The 20,221-nt window shown below is 44.7% G+C and carries 17 protein-coding genes; 2 read left to right on the top strand and 15 right to left on the bottom strand.

All coding sequences use genetic code 11. From position 1 onward, the window contains the following. Positions 1 to 24: 24 nt before the first annotated feature. The 13 genes from MHH93_RS11405 to MHH93_RS11345 all read right to left on the bottom strand — a co-directional run bounded on the left by MHH93_RS11405 (position 25) and on the right by MHH93_RS11345 (position 15,429). The gene (locus MHH93_RS11405; RefSeq protein WP_500054149.1) at positions 25 to 2,358 is read right to left on the bottom strand and encodes a penicillin-binding transpeptidase domain-containing protein; all 2,334 of its coding nucleotides are present in this window, start codon (positions 2,356 to 2,358) and stop codon (positions 25 to 27) included. A 12-nt stretch (positions 2,359 to 2,370) separates the two neighbouring features. Then, positions 2,371 to 2,799, bottom strand: a complete 429-nt coding sequence (locus MHH93_RS11400) for a hypothetical protein (protein ID WP_500054148.1) — start codon at positions 2,797 to 2,799, stop codon at positions 2,371 to 2,373. A 27-nt stretch (positions 2,800 to 2,826) separates the two neighbouring features. Further along, positions 2,827 to 3,777, bottom strand: a complete 951-nt coding sequence (gene rsmH / locus MHH93_RS11395) for a 16S rRNA (cytosine(1402)-N(4))-methyltransferase RsmH (protein WP_500054147.1) — start codon at positions 3,775 to 3,777, stop codon at positions 2,827 to 2,829. 18 nt (positions 3,778 to 3,795) lie between these two features. After that, positions 3,796 to 4,233, bottom strand: coding sequence for a division/cell wall cluster transcriptional repressor MraZ (gene mraZ / locus MHH93_RS11390; RefSeq protein ID WP_017687291.1), 438 nt, complete (start codon positions 4,231 to 4,233; stop codon positions 3,796 to 3,798). A gap of 273 nt (positions 4,234 to 4,506) precedes the next feature. Beyond that, positions 4,507 to 5,772 (bottom strand): adenosylhomocysteinase, encoded by a 1,266-nt coding sequence (locus tag MHH93_RS11385; RefSeq protein WP_278298908.1) that lies wholly within the window; start codon positions 5,770 to 5,772, stop codon positions 4,507 to 4,509. A 44-nt stretch (positions 5,773 to 5,816) separates the two neighbouring features. Next, complete coding sequence (gene bshC, locus MHH93_RS11380; protein ID WP_500054146.1) at positions 5,817 to 7,448, bottom strand: bacillithiol biosynthesis cysteine-adding enzyme BshC; 1,632 nt, start codon at positions 7,446 to 7,448, stop codon at positions 5,817 to 5,819. A gap of 157 nt (positions 7,449 to 7,605) precedes the next feature. Beyond that, positions 7,606 to 9,375, bottom strand: a complete 1,770-nt coding sequence (locus MHH93_RS11375) for an ABC transporter ATP-binding protein (protein WP_500054145.1) — start codon at positions 9,373 to 9,375, stop codon at positions 7,606 to 7,608. A gap of 17 nt (positions 9,376 to 9,392) precedes the next feature. Next, complete coding sequence (locus MHH93_RS11370) at positions 9,393 to 10,274, bottom strand: ABC transporter permease (RefSeq protein WP_500054384.1); 882 nt, start codon at positions 10,272 to 10,274, stop codon at positions 9,393 to 9,395. Positions 10,275 to 10,321: 47 nt separating this feature from the next. After that, on the bottom strand, positions 10,322 to 11,254 hold the full coding sequence (locus tag MHH93_RS11365) for an ABC transporter permease (RefSeq protein ID WP_264928075.1): 933 nt from the start codon (positions 11,252 to 11,254) through the stop codon (positions 10,322 to 10,324). 189 nt (positions 11,255 to 11,443) lie between these two features. Next, entirely contained in the window at positions 11,444 to 13,141 is a 1,698-nt protein-coding gene (locus MHH93_RS11360) for a peptide ABC transporter substrate-binding protein (protein WP_500054144.1), read from the bottom strand. A gap of 153 nt (positions 13,142 to 13,294) precedes the next feature. After that, entirely contained in the window at positions 13,295 to 13,669 is a 375-nt protein-coding gene (locus MHH93_RS11355) for a DUF3397 domain-containing protein (protein WP_500054143.1), read from the bottom strand. Continuing rightward, positions 13,669 to 14,628 (bottom strand): ketopantoate reductase family protein, encoded by a 960-nt coding sequence (locus MHH93_RS11350; RefSeq protein WP_500054142.1) that lies wholly within the window; start codon positions 14,626 to 14,628, stop codon positions 13,669 to 13,671. Before MHH93_RS11350 ends, MHH93_RS11355 begins: the two co-directional genes overlap by 1 nt. A gap of 150 nt (positions 14,629 to 14,778) precedes the next feature. Then, a complete protein-coding gene (locus MHH93_RS11345; RefSeq protein ID WP_278298902.1) occupies positions 14,779 to 15,429 on the bottom strand; it encodes an RsfA family transcriptional regulator in 651 nt (216 codons plus the stop codon). 314 nt (positions 15,430 to 15,743) lie between these two features. Between MHH93_RS11345 and MHH93_RS11340 the strand changes: the two genes are divergently transcribed. Together MHH93_RS11340 and MHH93_RS11335 are read left to right on the top strand one after the other, a co-directional pair. Beyond that, complete coding sequence (locus MHH93_RS11340) at positions 15,744 to 15,980, top strand: DUF2626 domain-containing protein (RefSeq protein ID WP_017687281.1); 237 nt, start codon at positions 15,744 to 15,746, stop codon at positions 15,978 to 15,980. A 183-nt stretch (positions 15,981 to 16,163) separates the two neighbouring features. After that, positions 16,164 to 17,243 (top strand): hypothetical protein, encoded by a 1,080-nt coding sequence (locus tag MHH93_RS11335; protein WP_500054141.1) that lies wholly within the window; start codon positions 16,164 to 16,166, stop codon positions 17,241 to 17,243. A gap of 2 nt (positions 17,244 to 17,245) precedes the next feature. On the opposite strand, the gene MHH93_RS11330 is transcribed toward MHH93_RS11335, so the two are convergent. Together MHH93_RS11330 and MHH93_RS11325 are read right to left on the bottom strand one after the other, a co-directional pair. Then, positions 17,246 to 18,517, bottom strand: a complete 1,272-nt coding sequence (locus MHH93_RS11330) for an extracellular solute-binding protein (RefSeq protein WP_500054140.1) — start codon at positions 18,515 to 18,517, stop codon at positions 17,246 to 17,248. Between the two features lie 221 nt (positions 18,518 to 18,738). Next, positions 18,739 to 20,073, bottom strand: coding sequence for a PhoH family protein (locus tag MHH93_RS11325; RefSeq protein ID WP_500054139.1), 1,335 nt, complete (start codon positions 20,071 to 20,073; stop codon positions 18,739 to 18,741). Positions 20,074 to 20,221: the final 148 nt, after the last annotated feature.

The following is a 20,221-nucleotide window of genomic DNA, read 5'->3' as shown; positions in this document are numbered from 1 at the left end:
GTTAGAACAAGCTGTCAGAGCTCCCTAGGGTAGCGAAGTCCCATTTGTTGCTGGATCATCAGAGGATTCGGATTCATTGGCGGGAGCCTTGTTGTTGTCTGTTTCGTCTGTTCCATCGGTTTTACCTTCGTCGCCCGAGGCCTCTTGTTCCTTCCCTTCAGCTTCTGACGATGGATCAGAAGAGATTGGAGCCTCATCAGCTATACCTGTCACTGCAGCTTTGGCAGTCTGCAAGTTCAACTGCACGGTTCTCTGCTCACCTGCGACCTGCTCCGTTTGCTTCACGACATAGCCCTCACCCTTGACCGTAACTCCCACTTTCATAAGAGAAAGTACTTCAAGGGCATCACGGAGAGATTCACCTGTTAGATCGGGAATCTTCATCTTGCTGCTTTCTTCCGTTAGCAGATAGATTCGTTGGCCTGGATTCATAGAGGCGCCAGCAACCGGATACTGCCGAATTACATTATCACCTTGACCAAGAGTCACATAAGCAATACCTGCGCTTAGGAGCTGGCTTCTGGCCTGTTTGGCTGTCTTGCCACTCAGGTCGGGCGCCTTGGCTTGCACGACAGAGACTTCTTTTGACTTTTTGTCAGAAGTTTTGGCAGTGTCTTTGGGGACTCCCATGTATTGAAGAGTCTGGCTGACAATCTTTTTGAATACCGGGGCAGCTGCGGTTCCTCCCCCAATGTTGGTTCCGTCCGGTTGGTCAATGACAACGAGTATAGCAATCTTCGGATTATTGACCGGTGCGAATCCGATAAACGATACAACGTCTTTCGATTTGCTGTATTCTCCGTTAACGACTTTTCTTGCCGTCCCCGTCTTACCAGCTACACGGTAACCTTCAATATAGGCGTTACGACCGGTACCAATCGTTTGGTCTGCAACCACTTGTTCCAGATAACCGCTCACGAGTTTGGAAGATTCCTTGGAAATCACCTGACGAACAACTTTGGGTTTGATCACTTCCGTTGTCCCATCATTCGGGTTCTTGATCTCCTTCACCAGATGTGGCTCCAGCAATTTGCCTCCGTTGGCAATTGCAGAGATTGCTGCGACCTGTTGAATTGGTGTTACCTGTACAAGACCATGACCATAGGCAGCGGTAGCAATCTCGGATTTGTAAACCAGTGGCTTGATCGGTGACGCTGACTCATTCGGCAGATCAATACCCGTCTTTTTACCAAAACCGAATTCGTCTATGTAATGACGCAGACGTTCACCACCAAGCATGTTGTACCCCAAGTTAACAAAGGCAATGTTACTTGACCGTTTGACACCTTCCAGATAAGAGATCCAACCATAGGCATGACCATTATCACTAATCGGGAAACCACCGATATACATGCGTTTGGATTCAAAACTTGCATTGGGATCAAAGAGTTTTTCTTCGACAGCCCCTGCCAGTGTAACGATTTTGAATGTAGAACCTGGCTCATAGATGGATTGCGTCGCATGATTAATAAAGTTCTTTTGATCAGGTGTACTCCCATACGTATTGGGGTTAAAAGTTGGCCAGTTCGCCATCCCTAGAATCTCCATCGTATTCGGGTCCGCAGCAATAACTGTCATGCTCAACGGGTTATACTTTGCAACGGCTTCTTTCATTGCATCCTCGATGTAAAATTGGATCGTATCATCGATGGTCAGCGTAAGATTTTTCCCGTTCTGAGGTGGCAGATAGTTATCCTGTGAATCCGGAAGTTTAATGCCTTTGGCATCCTTCTGATAATTCAGATATCCATCTGTCCCAGTCAATGCTTCATCATATGAGACTTCAAGTCCATTGACAGCTTTTCCGTCACGGCTCATATATCCCAAGACGTGAGAAGCAAGGCTTTCTTCAGGGTAAAAACGCTTCGACTCTTGAGCCATGACAATCGCATTACGAGCCTTGTATTCTTCTTGTAGTTCCTCACGCAGTTCGTTGACTTTTTCCGCAAGCTCAGGACTTATTTTATATCCTTCACTACGTACTTCACGCTGCTGAAAAAACTTGCCCTCTGCATTTTTCGCTGTGACCAGTGCACGCACCTCACTCTCATTTTTCCCAAGAAGGGCTGAGAGTTTCTCCGTGACTACATCCTGGATCCCGAGTTCATTAATTAATAAGGGATTAACGGAAACCGTATATGCAGGTGCATCGGTAGCCAGAATGTTACCATTGCGGTCCGTCATCGTGCCACGCGTAGCCTTAATCGTCTGTTCACGCTCTACCAAACCGGCCGCCCGTTCCTGCCATACACTGCCATTCACAACTTGAATGAAAAAGATTCGGGTTACGAGTACAAGAAAAAAGAGGGTAATACATCCCCCTATAAGCAACGTGCGCATCTTTATTCTTTTTATCATCGGAACACCTCTTTACTTACTGCTTGATGTATTCGAGGACGATTCAGTACCTGTTGATTTCGTACTTGTTGAGCGAGGTACAAAAATGACATCCTTACCGGAAGCCTCAACGTAACCAAGTTGTTTGGCATTTTCGATGACCTGGTTGTTCAATGTTTCTTTTTCCACCTGCAGGTCTGCAATCGTCTTCTCATACCCCTTGATATCCGAAATAGTGGTCTGCGCCTGCTTGTTCAGATCATAGATATGAGCATAACGAGACATCAGGGCGCCTCCAACAAGGATCACTACAACCAGGGTAATCAGATACAAAATCTTCTCGCGTGCCGGAAGACCCGTACGACGGGTCACCACTTTGGTGGTTTCTTTGTATCGTTGCTGGGTCACACGTTCCTGGGACGCTTTTTCTTTTACAGCGAGATTACCACGTGTATATGCCATACTCCGATTCTCTCCTCCACTCTTGATCTACAATTTCTCGGCTACGCGCAGCTTGGCTGAGCGAGCACGTGAATTTTCGGCCAATTCCGTTTCCGTTGGACTCAACGGTTTTCTGTTAACTAAACGCAGGGTACCCTTGCCGCCGCATACACACAACGGAAAGTCGGGTGGACATGTACATTTTTCCAGATAACTGCTGAAAATCTGTTTACATATCCGATCCTCAAGGGAGTGGAAGGTAATAACAGATACACGTCCTCCTGGTGCCAGACAACGAACAGCCTGATGCAAACCTTCTTCAAACGCACCCAACTCATCGTTAACAGCAATGCGTAATGCCTGGAAGCTGCGCTTGGCAGGATGTCCACCCGTACGGCGAGCTGCCGCCGGAATGCCTTCCTTGATCAATTCCACGAGTTCACCTGTCGTCTCAATGATGGACTTCGCTCGTTTTTCGACGATAACACGGGCAATCCTTCTCGAAAACTTCTCTTCACCATAGCGATACAAAATTCGAGCAATCTCTTCTTCTGGCCACTCATTCACAATCTCTTTGGCCGTCAGCATAGCATCCTGGTCCATTCGCATATCGAGCGGAGCATCGTGATTGTAACTGAAACCACGTTCTCCTTCATCAAATTGCGGAGATGACACACCCAAGTCGTACAAAATACCGTCGACCTGTGGTATACCATCCTTCATTAGTACATCCAGATCCTTCAGTACCTGTTCCAGATCTCGAAAATTGGTTTTCACCAATGTTACACGATCTCCATAGGCAGCGAGCTTCTCGCGAGCATTATCCAAAGCCCAATCATCCTGATCAAGTGCGATCAGACGTCCCCCTGGACCGAGCTTGGACGCAATCACGGAGCTGTGTCCGCCACCGCCTAAAGTGCAGTCCACGTATATACCGTCCTGCTTGATGTTTAATCCCTCTGTTGCCTCTTCTTTGAGTACGGTTATGTGGTGAAACAACCTGCACCCCTCCTGACTTTATAAATCAAAATTAAAATCGACCAGCTTTTCGGCAATGTCGTTGAATGCTTCTTCGGATTGATTGAAATAACTCTCCCATATGCCTTTGCTCCAAATCTCCACCCGGTTCGACACGCCAAGAACAACACAATCCTTGTCCAGCTTGGCATACTCTCTTAAGTTGCCCGGCAGATTTACCCTGCCCTGTTTGTCCAGTTCACATTCGGTTGCACCCGAGAAAAAAAACCGGGTAAACGCACGTGCATCAGATTTCATCAATGGCAGTGCTTTGAGCTTCTGTTCCATGACCCCCCACTCCTCCATGGGGTACACGAAAAGACACTGGTCCAAACCCCGTGTGACAACGAAAGACGGTCCCAGAGATTCGCGGAATTTAGCCGGAATGATAACCCGACCCTTATCATCAATGCTATGTTGGAACTCCCCCATAAACATTGGCCCACTCACTCCTCACCCGTTTCTCCCACTTTGCCCCACTTTCCACCACCTAAGCATAATAGATTCGCACAAAAAAATCAAAACCCTTCTTGCAATACTTGATTTTTTAATTTTTCAGCATAAAAAAACGTCTTTGATCCTGTCACTCAGGATCAAAGACGTTTCCCGTAAACGGGCAATCGTATGTCTACACGCACATGAGCCATATCATCAATAAACCATTCTATACCTTTTGAATCATTTCATCAGCTTGTAATTATTGGATAAATCTTAAAATTTCCAGCTATCCAGGTATTTTTCTTGCTCGGCCGACAAAGAGTCGATACCAATATTCAGGCTTTCAAGTTTATAGCTGGCAACCTGCTGGTCAATATCATAAGGTACATTAACAACGTTTTTACCTAGCTCAGCATAGTTCTCGCTCACATAGCGGAGACCAAGAGCCTGTAGAGCAAAGGTCGTATCCATGATTTCGGCAGGGTGACCATCTGCTGCACCCAGGTTCACAAGACGACCTTCTGCAAGAAGGTACATTTTACGACCGTCTTTGAAACGATACTCCTCAATGTTACGGCGAACTGTGCGAATCGATTCCGAACGTTTTGCCAGTTCAGGTTTATTCACTTCAACATCAAAGTGACCTGCATTACTCAGGATTGCTCCGTCCTTCATTACATCGTAATGCTCACCGGTGATAACATCCTTATTGCCTGTAACAGCGATAAAGAAATCACCCAATTTGGCGGCTTCCACCATCGTCATGACCCGGAACCCGTCCATATGTGCTTCTACCGCTTTGATTGGATCGATCTCGGTTACGATGACATTCGCTCCAAGACCTTTGGCACGCATCGCTACACCTTTACCACACCAGCCATAACCTGCTACCACTACGTTTTTACCAGCGACAACCAGGTTGGTTGTACGAATAATCCCGTCGAATGCAGATTGTCCTGTACCATAGCGATTGTCAAACAGATACTTGCAGTATGCGTCATTAACCGCAACCATCGGAAACTTCAATTGGCCTTCTTTCGCCAATGCTTTCAAACGAATAATACCGGTTGTCGTTTCTTCTGCTCCGCCGCGAATTGTTGCCGCGAGATCAGGACGCTCGGATGCAATAATAGTTGCAAAGTCTCCCCCATCATCAATAATGAGATCAGGCTTCACTTCAAGGGCACGCAGTTGCAATGATTTGAATTCCGCAGGTTCCGGATTGTACTTCGCATACACTGTAACACCGTCTTCCACCAATGCTGCGCATACATCATCTTGTGTAGACAATGGGTTGCTGTGCGTAATCGTTACTTCCGCCCCACCTGCTTGGATCACTTTTGCCAAGTAAGCTGTTTTCGCCTCGAGATGAAGGCAAATGGCGACTTTCAAACCTTTGAAAGGCAGATCCTGTTCGAACTGGCGACGAATGCGGTTTAATACCGGCATGTGTGCTTCTACCCAATCAATTTTCAGATGGCCCTCTGAAGCGAGTCCCATATCTTTAACAATGCTGTTTTGCAATGCAGGTGTAGTCATTCCATGTCCTCCTCATTTATGTGTTTCTTCTATTATAAAGGTCTCTATAGTGCAATAACCTTGTGTTCTCCAAGGAATTCGCTTGAGGCCTTAATCAGTTCATCAATCCACTCGGTGCCATAGCGATTCAGGTAAAAGAGTGCATTATGTACTCGTTCCTGTGGTTTGCCCGTTGGAAATAAGGAGTTCTGAATGCCGTTCCAGTGCCTTAGACTCACATTGTGTTTATCTTCGATCGCTTTGTGAGTCTGCTGTTTCAGATAATGCATTTGCTCGTTGATTTTACTCAGATTGGTATCGCCAATTCGTTCCAGCCCCGGATGAATCTCCGCGATCTCATCTAGCAACGGTCCATACAGAGCAAGAAACGCTTCCTGAACCTTGTCAAACTGTTCATCTACCTGGAACGTCTCCTGCTGTGCGAGCCACTGCTCCTTCTTTTGTTCCATATGATATTGAACATCCTGGAAAGAAAGCCCATATTGTTTCATATGTTTGTGATGAATATCTTCCATAATGGTGAAGGACAGCCGCGGCAACAAAATGGGCATTTGCAGGCCGAACTGATGGAATGCTTCCCGGGTCAAACCCCAATATGCAATTTCACCTTGCCCCAAAATAACAGCAACCACAGGTAAAACGGAATCCTGCATCAATGGCCGGGTCAATACGTTGTTACTGAAGCGCTCCGGATGTTCTCCAAGTTCCTGTAGCAAACGCTCCTCTGTGAAAGAAACCAGACCCTTACGATCGGTATACAAGCCATCCTTCAGCGTTAACAGCAAACGTGCGCCTCCATGGATATAGAACAAATTGGCTCCATCCTCCGCCACTTCGGCAGGCATAGCATAACCAGCTTGTTGCACCAACGAAGATCCTTGCAAATAAGCGTTACGCAACATTTCATTACTACGGATCAAACGTTCAAACACAGGCTGTTCCAACCTGCGCAATTCTGGATCTGATGCATCCATTAGAACAAGTCCACTGCTGGCAAACAAGGCAGATATCATGCGGGCAAATGCATCACTCAGATTCGAACTGGATTGATGAATCTCTGTAATACATTTCATCAATCCTGGTTTATGTATCGTATCAGGTAACAGACGCTCCACCTGCTCGAGTACATTCATCCACTGCTGCGTATCCACATGAACATTGCTCACAGAATCCCTTCCTGCGAATCGTCCTTGTAACTTGATCTTCTTCATGTCTCCCTGATGATCAGGCAGATACGTGTGGTTAACCTCATTCCAGTCATGGTCTTCACCGGCAATCCAAAATACGGGGACTACCGGGCGTTGAAGTCTTTCTTCCGCTTCACGCGCAGCTGCCACAACGCTGGCAGCTTTGTATATGACGAACAGTGGTCCGGTGAGCAGACCGCTCTGCTGTCCTCCTGTAACCACAAGTGCATCTTGTTCTGCAAGACGTGTGATAGACGCATGAACCTCTCCATGGTCGTTCACCCGCTTATTATATATACGTAAATACTCTGCCAGATCACGACGATCAATGCGTGTGTTTTCCGATTGGTCCAGCCACTCGGCACGCGCCTGAAGTCCTGATTCCCAGCGAATGTCATACTCGTAAAGGCCACGCGCAGCATCTCTTGAACAGATATAATCTTCTGCAAGTCTTGATCCGCTGCGGAGTGCCTCGGTAATACCGTTCATGAGGTCTGCCTCCTATTCTGCTTCAAAGAGCCTTTCTTGATTGTACCGAATTCAAGGCCGCTTCGTCAAAAGAAAGTGATTAAAAAACGAAAAAAACCGCCGAACGAGTCGGCGGCACTTAATACTTCAATAATAGCATATCGCTTTAAGATTCCTATTATACGTAAGGTTCTGCAACCCAGTGACCTTTGGAAACCTCAATCAATTGAGCATTTTCCAGATTATATGGGTCATTTGCAGGTCCACCAGATCCATTCTGAATCGGGCTCATGTGCTCTTCCGGCAGCAAAATGCGACGTTTGTTCGCTTCGACTTCCGGATCAGGTACAGGGATCGCTGAAAGCAATGTTTTGGTGTAAGGATGGACAGGGTTTGCATACAGTTCTTCACTTTCTGCGAGCTCTACCACTTTACCCATGTACATTACAGCTACACGGTCACTGATATGTTTAACCATCGACAAGTCATGCGCAATAAATAGGTATGTCAAGCCGAGACGTTGCTGAAGTTCTTCAAGCAATTTAACGACCTGCGCCTGAATGGATACATCCAGTGCAGACAATGGCTCATCACAGATGATGAATTTAGGGTCCACAGCAAGTGCACGTGCAATCCCGATCCGTTGTCTTTGACCACCGGAGAATTCATGTGGATAACGAAGTGCATGGCTTGGATTCAAACCTACCAGATCAAGCAACTCTTCCACTCGTCTCTTACGCTCTTTAGTGCTGGAAGCCAGGCCATGAATATCGAGAGATTCCCCGATAATATCCATAACGTTGAAACGCGGGTTAAGGGATGCATATGGATCTTGGAAGATCATCTGCATATCTTTACGCATTTCTTTCATTTTACGCGGGGACAACTTGTAGATATCGGTTCCGTTAAAGTTAACACTTCCGCCAGTCGGCTCGTAAAGACGCAGAATGGTACGACCTGTTGTGGATTTACCACAGCCGGACTCGCCTACAACGCCAAGTGTTTCACCTTCAAAGATATCAAAGCTTACATCATTGACCGCTTTGAGAATGTTACCTTTGCCCAAATTAAAGTACTGTTTCAAGTTTTTCACTTGTACCAGAGGCTTGTTGCTGCCTTTGATAATACCGGCCGGAGCTGGTTTTTCCTTTTTGGGCTCGTCCAGACGAGGCAAAGCATTCAGCAATTTAATCGTATATGGATGTTGAGGGTTACTAAAGATTTCAGCAGTTGTTCCTGTTTCAACAACTTCGCCTTCTTTCATAACAACAACACGGTCACACATACCTGCTACTACACCAAGGTCATGCGTAATCAGCATGATGGATGTTCCAAGCTTTTGCTGCATGTCTTTCATTACATCCAGAATTTGAGCCTGAATTGTAACGTCAAGTGCAGTTGTCGGCTCATCCGCAATCAGAAGAGATGGACGACAAGCAAGCGCGATCGCAATCATGGCACGCTGACGCATACCGCCAGAGAATTGGTGTGGGTAATGATTCATGCGAATAGCCGCATTTTTGATACCTACAAGTTCCAGCATTTCCAGCGCAGCTTTATTTGCCGCTTGTTTGGACATATTCTGATGCTTACGCAATACTTCCGTAATTTGTTTACCAATTTTAATGGTAGGGTTCAAAGAAGTCATTGGATCTTGGAAGATCATACCGATATCTTTACCACGAATTGCTTCCATTTGTTTGTCTGTTTTATTCAGCAGGTCTTGCCCGTGAAAAGTAATTTCTCCGCTTTTGACCTTCGAAGGCGGGGAGGGAATCAATTTCATGATGGTTTGGGCGGTAACACTCTTACCACTACCCGATTCACCTACGATCCCCAGCGTCTCTCCTTTGCCAAGTTCAAAACTCACATGTTTAACGGCATCAAATTCACCAGAGCGCGTTGAGAACGACACACTCAAGTCTTTGACTGTTAAAATCGGCTCCATAATCCCACCTCCTATTTCTATTTACGTAATTTCGGATCGAGTGCGTCGCGCAGACCGTCTCCGAGCAAGTTAAATGCAAGCATTGTCAGAACCATCAGACCTGCTGGGAACCACATCCGCCACGGGAATAGTGTCCAGCCAGTAAGTGCATCGTTGATCATGGAACCTAGTGAAGATCTCGGTGCAGATACACCCAATCCAAGGAAGCTCAGGAACGCTTCGGCAAAGATTGCATTCGGAATGGATAACGTCAATGTTACGAGAATCGGTCCTATTGCATTTGGCAGCAAGTGACGGAACAATTGACGCCCCGTGCTTGCGCCCATGGACCGTGCAGCAAGAATAAAGTCTCTGTTTTTAAGTTGCATAATCTCACCGCGCACAATCCATGACATGCTGATCCAGCCTGTTATGGTAAGGGCAATGATAATCGTTGTCAGACTTGGTTCCAATACAACCAGCAACAAAATTACAACCAGCATGTAAGGCAAGGAATAGAGGATCTCGGAGAACTTATTCATAATTCCATCTACACGTCCACCGTAGAAACCCATGATTGCTCCATAAACAACCCCGATAACAAGGTCAATTAAAGCTGCGGCTAAACCTACAGTAAGGGATACACGTGCCCCTACCCAAGTTCTTACCCACACATCACGTCCAAGCTCGTCCGTACCGAACCAGTGCTCCGCACTCGGCGGTGCGTTGGAATTCAGTAGATCGTTGGAATAATAATTATAACTGGTAAACAAAGAAGTTGGACCAATCAAAGAGAAAATCACGACAAGAATCAATACACCTAGACTAATCATTGCAGCCTTATTGGTTGCAAGTCTGTACATAGCATCTTTAAAAAGGGATACACTTTCTTGCGGTTTAACCGCTGCCTGACTAGTCAGGTCAGTGTTCGCCGTTTCATTGTTTTTATTATTCGTGCCAGACAACGTTATGCCCCCTTCCGGCTTTCCAGCTTAATTCTAGGATCAATCAGCACATAAGCGATATCTGTAAAGAAACGCGCCAACATCAGGAGGATACCATAGAAAATCGTAATCCCCATGATCATGGTGTAATCACGGTTTGTGATACTCTCTACAAACACTTTACCTATGCCACCGATGTTAAAGATCTGTTCAATTACAACGGAACCTGTGATGATATTCGCTGTCATTGGACCAACATAAGTTACTACCGGTAGAATACCGTTTCTTACAACGTGTTTAAACATAATTGCAGGCCATTTCAGGCCTTTGGCTTTTGCTGTTTTGATATAATCAGCGTGTAAAACTTCGAGCATACTCGAACGCGTCAACCGAGCGATAAAGGCAATCGGAGAAGCAGACAGCGCTGCAACCGGAAGAACGTAGTCCAGTGGACCATCGAAGCCCATAACGTTAAACCAGCCCAATTTAGTAGCAAAGAGATACTGCAATAGTGACGCAAGCAAGAAGCTCGGAACAGCTATACCTATGACAGCGAGAATCATGGTGACATCATCAATAAGTTTACGATGGTAAACTGCAGCAATAAGCCCCAGTAAAACACCCACGATAATGGAGATAACAATGGCAAATACTCCAAGCTTCAACGAAGCGGTGAAAGTTTCACCGATCATTCCGGCTACATCTCGATTGAGATATTTCATCGAAACCCCGAAATCTCCCTTAATGATTCCACCCATATACTTCAGGTATTGTTCATACATCGGTTTGTCCAATCCATACTTCTGTTCCAGCAAGGCACGAATTTCAGGCGACACTTTTTTCTCGGCTGTAAAAGGGTCACCCGGAATCGCCTTCATCAGGAAGAAGGTTGCAGATGCGAGTATGAAAAGCGATAGCAGCATAAATAGCAATTTTTTCAAGACGTACTTAATCAACCCTTGCACACCTCCACAAACAATATTTTGTATACAAATCGATTGTAGAATTAGACTCTAATAAAGTCCAATCCATTTATCGGAAATTTCAAGAATTATAAGGAAAATCGGTGCACATACAAAAAAATCGGGATATATATGGAATTCCACATATATATCCCGAAGTAATCATATAGACTTCAGAACAACTTATTTCTCTTCCAGATATGCACGAGTGAAGTCAATAGCTCCACTGAAATCAAGTTGTACGCCTTTCAGGTAAGGCTTAGTCAAAGATACGTTAGTGTAGTAGTAGATTGGCATAACGCCCATTTCATCTTGAATCAGGATTTTCTCAGCGTCAGCAAATGCAGCCATACGTGCAGCTGGATCAGCAGATTTTACAGTGTCTTTAACATCTTTGTCATACTGTTCGTTGCTGAATTTGGAATCATTGTTTGTGTTTCCAGTAGTCCACATTTCCAAGAAGTTGTATGGATCGTTGTAGTCAGCAGACCAACCTGCACGAGCTACTTGGAAGTTTTGGTTTTGACGGTTCTCAAGGAATACGCCCCACTCTTGGTTTTCTGTTTTCACATCAACACCAAGATTTTGTTTCCACATGTCAGCAATCGCCAAAGCGATTTTCGCGTGACCATCACTAGTGTTGTAGATCAAAGTAACTGCTGGCAATGTTGTGTAACCTTCTTCTTTCATACCTTCAGCAAGCAATGCTTTAGCTTCGTCCACATTTTCAGTGAAGTAATCATCTTTGTGCTCATCACGGAATTCGCCGTTTTCACCGCGGATACCTGGAGGTACAAAGCCGAATGCCGGGATTTGTCCACCTTGTGTAACTTTGTCAACAATCAGCTGACGCTGAATTGCCATTGCAAATGCTTTACGGATTTTAACGTTGTTAAATGGTGCTTCGTTTACATTGAACTGATAGTAGTACGTACTTGCAATACCAGTAGCTTTGAACTCGTCCGGCAATTCCGCTTTTACAGAAGGAATTTGGTCGGATGGGATTTCACCGTTAGGTGCACCAGTGTAGTCCAATTGTCCTGATTTGTAAGCTTGCAGTTCAGAAGCACTACTGTTAGTCAGAGACATATCGATTTCAGACAATTTGATGTCGGAAGCCGCATGGTAGCCATCGTTTTTCTTCACAACAATTTTTTGACCTTTAGCGAATTGATCCAAAGTGAATGGTCCGTTAACGATCATGTTTTTGTAGTCTGTGAAGAATTTGTCATTCGTGTCAGCAGACGCATGTACTGGGTAGTACGTGTAGAATGCTGTCAGACCCAAGAAGTAAGGTGTTGGGTTTTCCAACGTTACTTCCAGTGTATGCTCATCAGTAGCTTTAACGCCTACTTGTGAGAAATCAGTGATTTTAGTACCTTTGTATGTTTCGTCTTTGCTGAGGTTGTAACCTTCAGCGCCTTTGATGTAGTACAATTGGTATGCGTAAGGAGAAGCTGTTTCCGGTTTCAAAGCACGTTCCCAAGAACGAACAAAGTCTTCGGCAGTGATTGCATCACCGTTGCTCCATTTAGCATCCGGGTTCAGGTTGAAAACATATTTCAAACCATCTTCGGAGATTGTCCAGTCTTTAGCTACGCCTGCTTGTTCTTTACCATCAGCATCGATGCGTACAAGACCTTCATACAAGAATTTCAAAACTGTGTTGGTTTGGCTGTCTTTTGCTTGAGCCGGGTCCAACGTAGGAGGTTCAGCTGACAGGTTGATTTTCAGGATTTGATCTTTAGCAAGACCATTTCCTTCGCTTGCAGAACCAGTATCGGTGTTACCTGTGCCTTCGTTTTTCGATCCGCACGCTGCAAGTACGGTACCGAACGCCAAAATCAGCGTCAAAAGGACTAATAGACTTTTCCTTTTCATCTAACACGTTCCCCCTAAATTGATATGGTTTATATGTTTATAGATTATACAACCACCGGTCAAAAAAATCTACATTACTTTTTCAGAAAGTAATGTTTTTTTCAGTTTTCGACAAAATCGACACATTTTTTGCCTCTTTTGCGTTATGTAACCTTACATCTGTTTCATGAAGTATCTAAATAATCCAAATAAAGTAAACAAAACATACCCGAAACTCATGATTACAAAAGCCATGCGCCAAACGGCCCGGAACATTCTACCCCCATCGACCTTCCCCTTTAGTCGATTTTGCGCTCCTCCGATGAATCCAAGTGCTAGTAGTATGAGTAATAATGTCAGATAAAAACCAAAATTCGAATCAAATGTTAAGTTGAATAACGCCGATACCGAAAAAATAAGAAAAAAGGTGGTTACATCCATGGCCATCCGCATGGCGTTTCGTTTGTCTTTTTTCCATACGTACATGCCCCAATAGACAAGAAAGAACGGAAAAAAGGGTAATATGCTCAACACGATAAAAAGTCCCATTAATTCACTCCTTCCGGTTGCATTCCTTCAATTAGATGAAGCAGTATTTCATGTGTAGGTGCAACAAGGCCCAACTCCCGTGCCATCCTTACGATGTGACCGTTAATTGATTCCACTTCTGTACCACGTCCAGCGAGGACATCTGCAAGCATGGAAGAAGTGTTCGTGGCAGTAGAGCGGCAGACCGATATCAGTTGATCCCACATATCCAGATCCAAACAGATTCCTCGCTCAGAGTATACTAACCATACTTCATCATATAACTGGCGCATTAGCCTCTTGCGTTCTTCCGTGATGAGCAATTCTCCATTAGGGATTCGCCATAGTGCTGTAAGCGGATTAATGACTGCATTAATCAACAGTTTCCTGTATATCAGCTTATCGATTTCATTCGACACTGTACAGTCAAATCCTGCCTGCTGCAATAATCCCGCCAGCGTAAATGTACTCTTCTCCTCTACAGAGTTAAAAACCACTTTATGTATGTTGTATCTTCCCAGTCTGGTTTCACCTGTACCTGCACGAGCCACCTTACTCTGTACACGCTTCGCACCTTCTGTTGTAATCGCACTACACAGAAGCGACTTTGGCAAAACTGCTTGAAGTTTTTCCATATGGCCCATCCCATTTTGAAAACAAGCGATATTTAACATGCGATCTTGTAATGGACTAACCTCATGAATAAAACCGTCAATGCCTGTCTGCTTCACCATGAGCAGTAACCAATCTCCTGGTGTGTTCTTCCATGTGTCAGTCAGCTCGCTTATTGGTTTCGCCTGTATTTGGTCCGGTAGAATATGCATCTCCACGTCTCGTTCCACAATAGTTACGCCATCTCGGGTGAGGAGATCTGCCTGAGCAGTTGTTCTAGTCCAAAATCTGATCTGGTTACCTGCCATCAGCAGTTTCCCTCCATACAAAAGACCCAGGGCCCCCGCCCCTACGATGTCAATGATCATATGCTGCACTCCTATCCGTCTCAGTAGTTGCTCTTCTATTATCTATAATAGAACAAAAAGACCAAACTAAAAACCCGTCAGACCTGCCGTTGGGTAACGGAGGTGTGGCGGGTTCATACCTGACTCTCACAAATCAGACGTCTGAACGTGCTATTCAATTCGTTCCAGATTCCCGTTGGCATCCATCTTGAAACGTGTCTTGAGCTCTTCTTCTTCTTCGGACAAAAATGCGAGTCTGCGAGCACGATCCATAATCTGAATCAAAGCTTTGTAATCGTCATTCACCACGCGATAATCCGTCTGTACTTCATTCACTTCCTTGGAGAGACGGTCATTCTCAAGACGCAGTTCAAGCAATTCATCTTCTTTCTCCCGAAGCTCCTTCTCCAGCATCTTGAGTTGACGACTACTCTCCTGAACTGTTCCCTTCCATTGTCTCAGAAAGCGGATTACGGCATCCATCGATAATGAATCGTCTGAGATTCCATCTGATTTGTAAAGTTGTTCTTCAGTATCCAGTGTAGACAATGCTGCAACCTGTGGTCCAAGCATAGCTGGCTGCTTTCTGAGATAACTCCGCTTTTGCCGTTGTGCCTTGGCGTTACTGATGGCAGATTCATACTTTTTGCGAACACAACTGTTCCAGCGAAAACCGCATGCGGCAGATGTTCTGCCTATCTTCTCGCCCACCTCTTCAAAAGCGGCCAATTGTGTACTGCCTTCACGAATATGACGTAAAGTAACCTCAGCCAATATCAAATCGTCCTCTGTACTCCAAGCATCCTGTCTCACTGCAGTCATGCTATAATACCCTCCTAACAACATCCTAAAATAACCGTCCGCATTACCGGAATCCCGGTATGTGAATTAGGTATAAAAGCTGCTTCATTCATTCTTATGCCTCTCATAGAGTTCATAGAATTGATTTCATACTAAAATGTATTTCCACATTCAGGCTTGCTCATACGTGACATATGTAAAAGATATGCCTTTATACTCACTGTTAGCAAAAAAAGAATTCGCTTTCATATCCAAATTTGTTTACACGTTTTTCCTTTCCCGGTATAATGTTGTGTAGACAATCTATGATCGTACTTAGGAGAGGAGGATTTACCGTGGCACGCATGTTTCGGGTACTCGGGTTCTTCACGCTTGCAATTGGCCTGATGGCTTTTGCGGGAGATCTGGTCGAAATGGCTTTGCTTTTTTTCCTGCAGACTGCGTTTTTTGTCATTTTGGGATACTTGAAATTTACCGAGCGAACGTACATATTGCTCTTCTGGGGTTATATGATCGTAACATTCACGGGGTTCAGCTACTGGACCGTATTCGAAATGGGTTTGCCGCTCTAATCCACCTGCAGCATGAAAGTGATCCGATATCTGTCGGGTTGCTTTTTTGTTGTGTTCAGATTAAATGAATGTTCATGGTGTTATGTAACCACTAAGGATAATTCACGTATTTGTTTCATATATTGTCTGGAAGACAACAAGTCTGTACTATTGTCATTGAAGAAGTGGAAAGGAGAATGATCGGTGAGACGTCATACCGGTATTGTCGCATTTATATTATGCATCATTGTAGTCCTACAACTACCCTCAATCTATACCTACGCAGAGTCATCACCTGAGGATACACGTGAGATATTGCAAAAAAGTCTATCCATCGTCGAAATCGATCATGAAATCGAACGCATCGCCAAAAGGCAGAAGCTGCTGGCTCAACAAAACGAGACGTTAGCCATCCAGCTTCAGGAACAGGAAGAGCAGATACATATTCAGCAAGATCGGGCCGGAGCTGTAGTGAGGTCCTACTACACAGGAGAACGCGACAGCCTCCTCATGACGGTCCTGGGAGCCAGGTCATTCAAAGACCTGTTTGTACTGTATGATTATTACCAGATTATTATTGGACGGGATCAAGCTGTGCTGGACAAGTATCAGGACCGTTATCGCAACCTGCAACAGACGTCCACTCAGATTCGTCAGACTACAGCTGAACTAACCGAAATGAAGACTAATCTTCAAAACCAGCGGGAACGTGTAGTCGCCTTGCAAAAAGAAATGGATGCCCAAATAGCCACCAGCGGAGATGCGGCAGCGATTCAGAAGCTGATGGATGAACTGACTCTTTATTGGGAGAATATCGGCATCTATGAGGTGAAACGATATTTCAAAGCATTGGCATCCGCCATGCAGAACCTACCTGATTTTATCCAAAAGCAAAATGGGGGAATATCTACAACTGGAACAACGTATACGATTCGAATTGGGCAGGATGAGCTTAATACATTTCTACGTTCCCAGAATTCCATCTTCGAAGACTTTGCTTTTCAGTTTAAACAGGATAAGATTATAGCTTCCGGTCAGCGGGATCAGTTGCAATTAAGCATTGAAGGACATTATACGGTAGAAAATGAACCACAAAACTCCATTCGTTTTCATGTGGACAAACTTGTATTCAACCAGCTTGAATTACCAGACACCACTCGCCGAATGCTGGAAAGAGAATTCGACCTTGGGTTCTATCCACAGAAAATCCTGTCTTTTGTCAAAGCAACAGATGTTTCAACAAGTGAGGGTGTACTGGAAGTAAAACTGGCTATATCTTTTTAAAGTTAATTTATCGCTCTAATACTATCTACGTATTGATTGGCCGTGATTTCTCCCTTTAAGAATTGTTGCACTTTTTTATGAAAACGAGCTATTAGAACATGACTTTCGGTCGTTGCAACGGGGGCATCTTGGGGTGTTGAGAACCAAGAATGTCTCTTTGTCATATCATAACGTCCAGCGAGCTTCTCAGACTCCAAATCCAGTTCCTGTTGCTTTGCGGGCAACCGATTAACCTGTTGGTACCATTTCAGCTGTGTCGTAGCGGACGTCATTCCTTCAATCCATCTACTGGCCTCCTGTGCCTCAACCGAACCTGCAGTAATGACAAGGCTTCTGGAGCTTACAGTTTCCAAGGTATCAAAAGAAATCCGCTCCAAAGAATCATTATGAACTGCACTCGCTTGATCTGCACTTAATAATTGAGATAACAATGATACAACCATCGGTGTGTTGTTCTCGTAAGCAGTTGTTGAGAGCATCGGATTGGTAGACTGAGCTATAATATGAGGTTGGATCTGATTCATCAACTGAATCCCCTGCTGGAGATCTCCCGTTTGCGAATCCATTTGCGTTTGACTAACTTGATCTGGTGCCATCCTGGGTTCCAGATGATTCAGCCACGCATTCGTCCCATACATATCATTGATGTTCATTGTAATTAAAGGAACTCCTTCCGCCATAGCTTGTTGAGTAAGCTTGACCCACTGATCTTTATTCTGAGGTAACAACTCCATGCCTGATCTCTTCAGAAATGAAGATTGTGCAGCCAGAATGTAAGGGTCAAAATCAAAAGGCATTGCCCATTGATAGCCATTCCATTCTGTCATACCCCGTAACTCAACTACCGTATCTCCGAGCGACTTCGATAATGTTGTTCCGTTTAACGGATACAGGTACCCTTTTTGGGCATAGTATTGCACTTCCTCACTATCAAGCAGAACAACATCCCCGTTCTCTCCTAGTGAAAATTCGAGATCCAAAACACCCTTATATGTATCTGGCTTCTCATTCCGAAGATTAATCTCTATCAGCTTGGAAGCAGCCACTTCCTTGGCTATCTTTTGAAAGGCTTGAAACTCTTCATCCGACATGGCAACCACAATCTCCAGCGGAGCTTGAGCATCTTCATTACGGGACGAAGAACCAGGAAACGTATCCTTCTCCTGATCGCGTTCCTGATTGAGCTGTGAACCTCTAAAGTCAAAACTCGGTGACAAGATCGTTAACGAAAGCAGCAATACCGCGAACAAAACAACCTGATGTCTACGCTTCATTAACTTCCCTCCCTGTTCACCTAGTTTTTTCCTGCAGCAATTATTGTAACAAATAAGTAGTGCTCTTGTCCTACCCTGCCGAAAAACACTTTTCCGGATTTTTGCATAATACGAGCATATCGAGTTCTGTGTAATAACGCTTACTTATTTTTTCAGCAAAAAACCGGCTCCAGGAGCCGGCTTTAATAACAACATTTTCCGGGAAATAAATGCCCGGAATTTTACAATAAATCAGCTGCAAGCTGTGCCAGCTTGGACCGCTCCCCTTTTTCGAGCATGATGTGTCCGCTGATTCCCTCTTGCTTAAAGCGTTCCACGATATACGTTAGACCGTTACTGGCAGAATCAAGATAAGGATGGTCGATCTGTTCGGGGTCACCCATCAAGATAATTTTACTGCCTTCACCGACCCTTGATACGATGGTTTTCACTTCATGGCGGGACAAGTTCTGCGCTTCATCAATAATAATAAACTGTCCAGGTATCGATCTTCCACGAATATACGTTAAAGCCTCTACCTGAATACTGCCAAGTCCCATTAGAATTTTATCGATATCTCCGGCTTTTTTGGTGTCAAACAAAAACTCCAGATTATCATAGATTGGCTGCATCCATGGACGAAGTTTTTCTTCCTTCTCACCAGGCAAGTAACCGATATCTTTCCCCATCGGAACGACAGGACGAGCGATCAATAATTTTTTGTATTTATGATCATCCTCCACTTTAAGCAGACCTGCTGCAAGTGCCAGCAAGGTTTTCCCTGTTCCAGCTTTACCGGTGATCGTAACAAGCGGGATATCATCATTCAGAAGCAGTTCCAGTGCCATGCGTTGTTGTGCATTACGTGCGCTAATGCCCCAGACATTATCGTTACTAAGGAAAAGTGGCTCCAGCTTTGTTCCCTCTGTATTCACTTTGAGCAAAGCCGATTTATTGGTTCCCATCTCATCCTTGAGAATAACAAACTCATTCGGATACAACGAATAGGACAACTGTAAAGGTTTGATTGGTAAAAAACGATATGTGTAAAACTCATCAATCACAGACGGGTGAACTTTTAGGGCCGTATAACCTGGATATAACTCGCTGAGTCCTGCCGTCCGATCTGATAAGTAATCCTGTGTGAACAGACCAAGTACATCCGCTTTGATACGCACAAGTACATCTTTACTGACAAGCACGACCTGACGTTCGACTATTTGCTTTTCATTTTCCTCGATCTGATAATTCAGTGCGACAGCCAAAATGCGATTATCGTTGGACACTTCACCAAACATTTCCTGAACTTTTACGAAACTCCGATGATTCAACTCAACTTTCAGATTACCTCCATTAGCCAAAGGTACCCCACTGTGCAGGTGACCCAGCTCACGTAATCCATCCAACAGTCTCGATACATTACGGGCATTACGCCCAATTTCATCGGCATTTCTTTTTTTGGAGTCGATCTCCTCCAATACAACCGCGGGAATGATTACCTCATGTTCCTCAAAGGCAAATATGGCATTGGGGTCATGCAGAAGCACGTTGGTATCCAATACAAAAATCTTTTTCATTCAATCCCCTCCAAAGCGGCGTCGTTAAAGGCATGGATAGTGTGATCTTTCAGCAGCGGCATGGACAATCATGATCCCATACATAAATGTATTCGACTAGGGCAAAATAATTGTCAACCATTCTGAAAAACTCCAAGAAAGGATGAAC

Origin of the sequence: Priestia sp. FSL H7-0729, from assembly GCF_038005685.1 — a bacterium.
Taxonomy (GTDB): domain Bacteria; phylum Bacillota; class Bacilli; order Paenibacillales; family Paenibacillaceae; genus Paenibacillus.
Note: the sequence above shows the minus strand (reverse complement) of the source record. Positions and strands in the feature narration are given on the sequence as shown.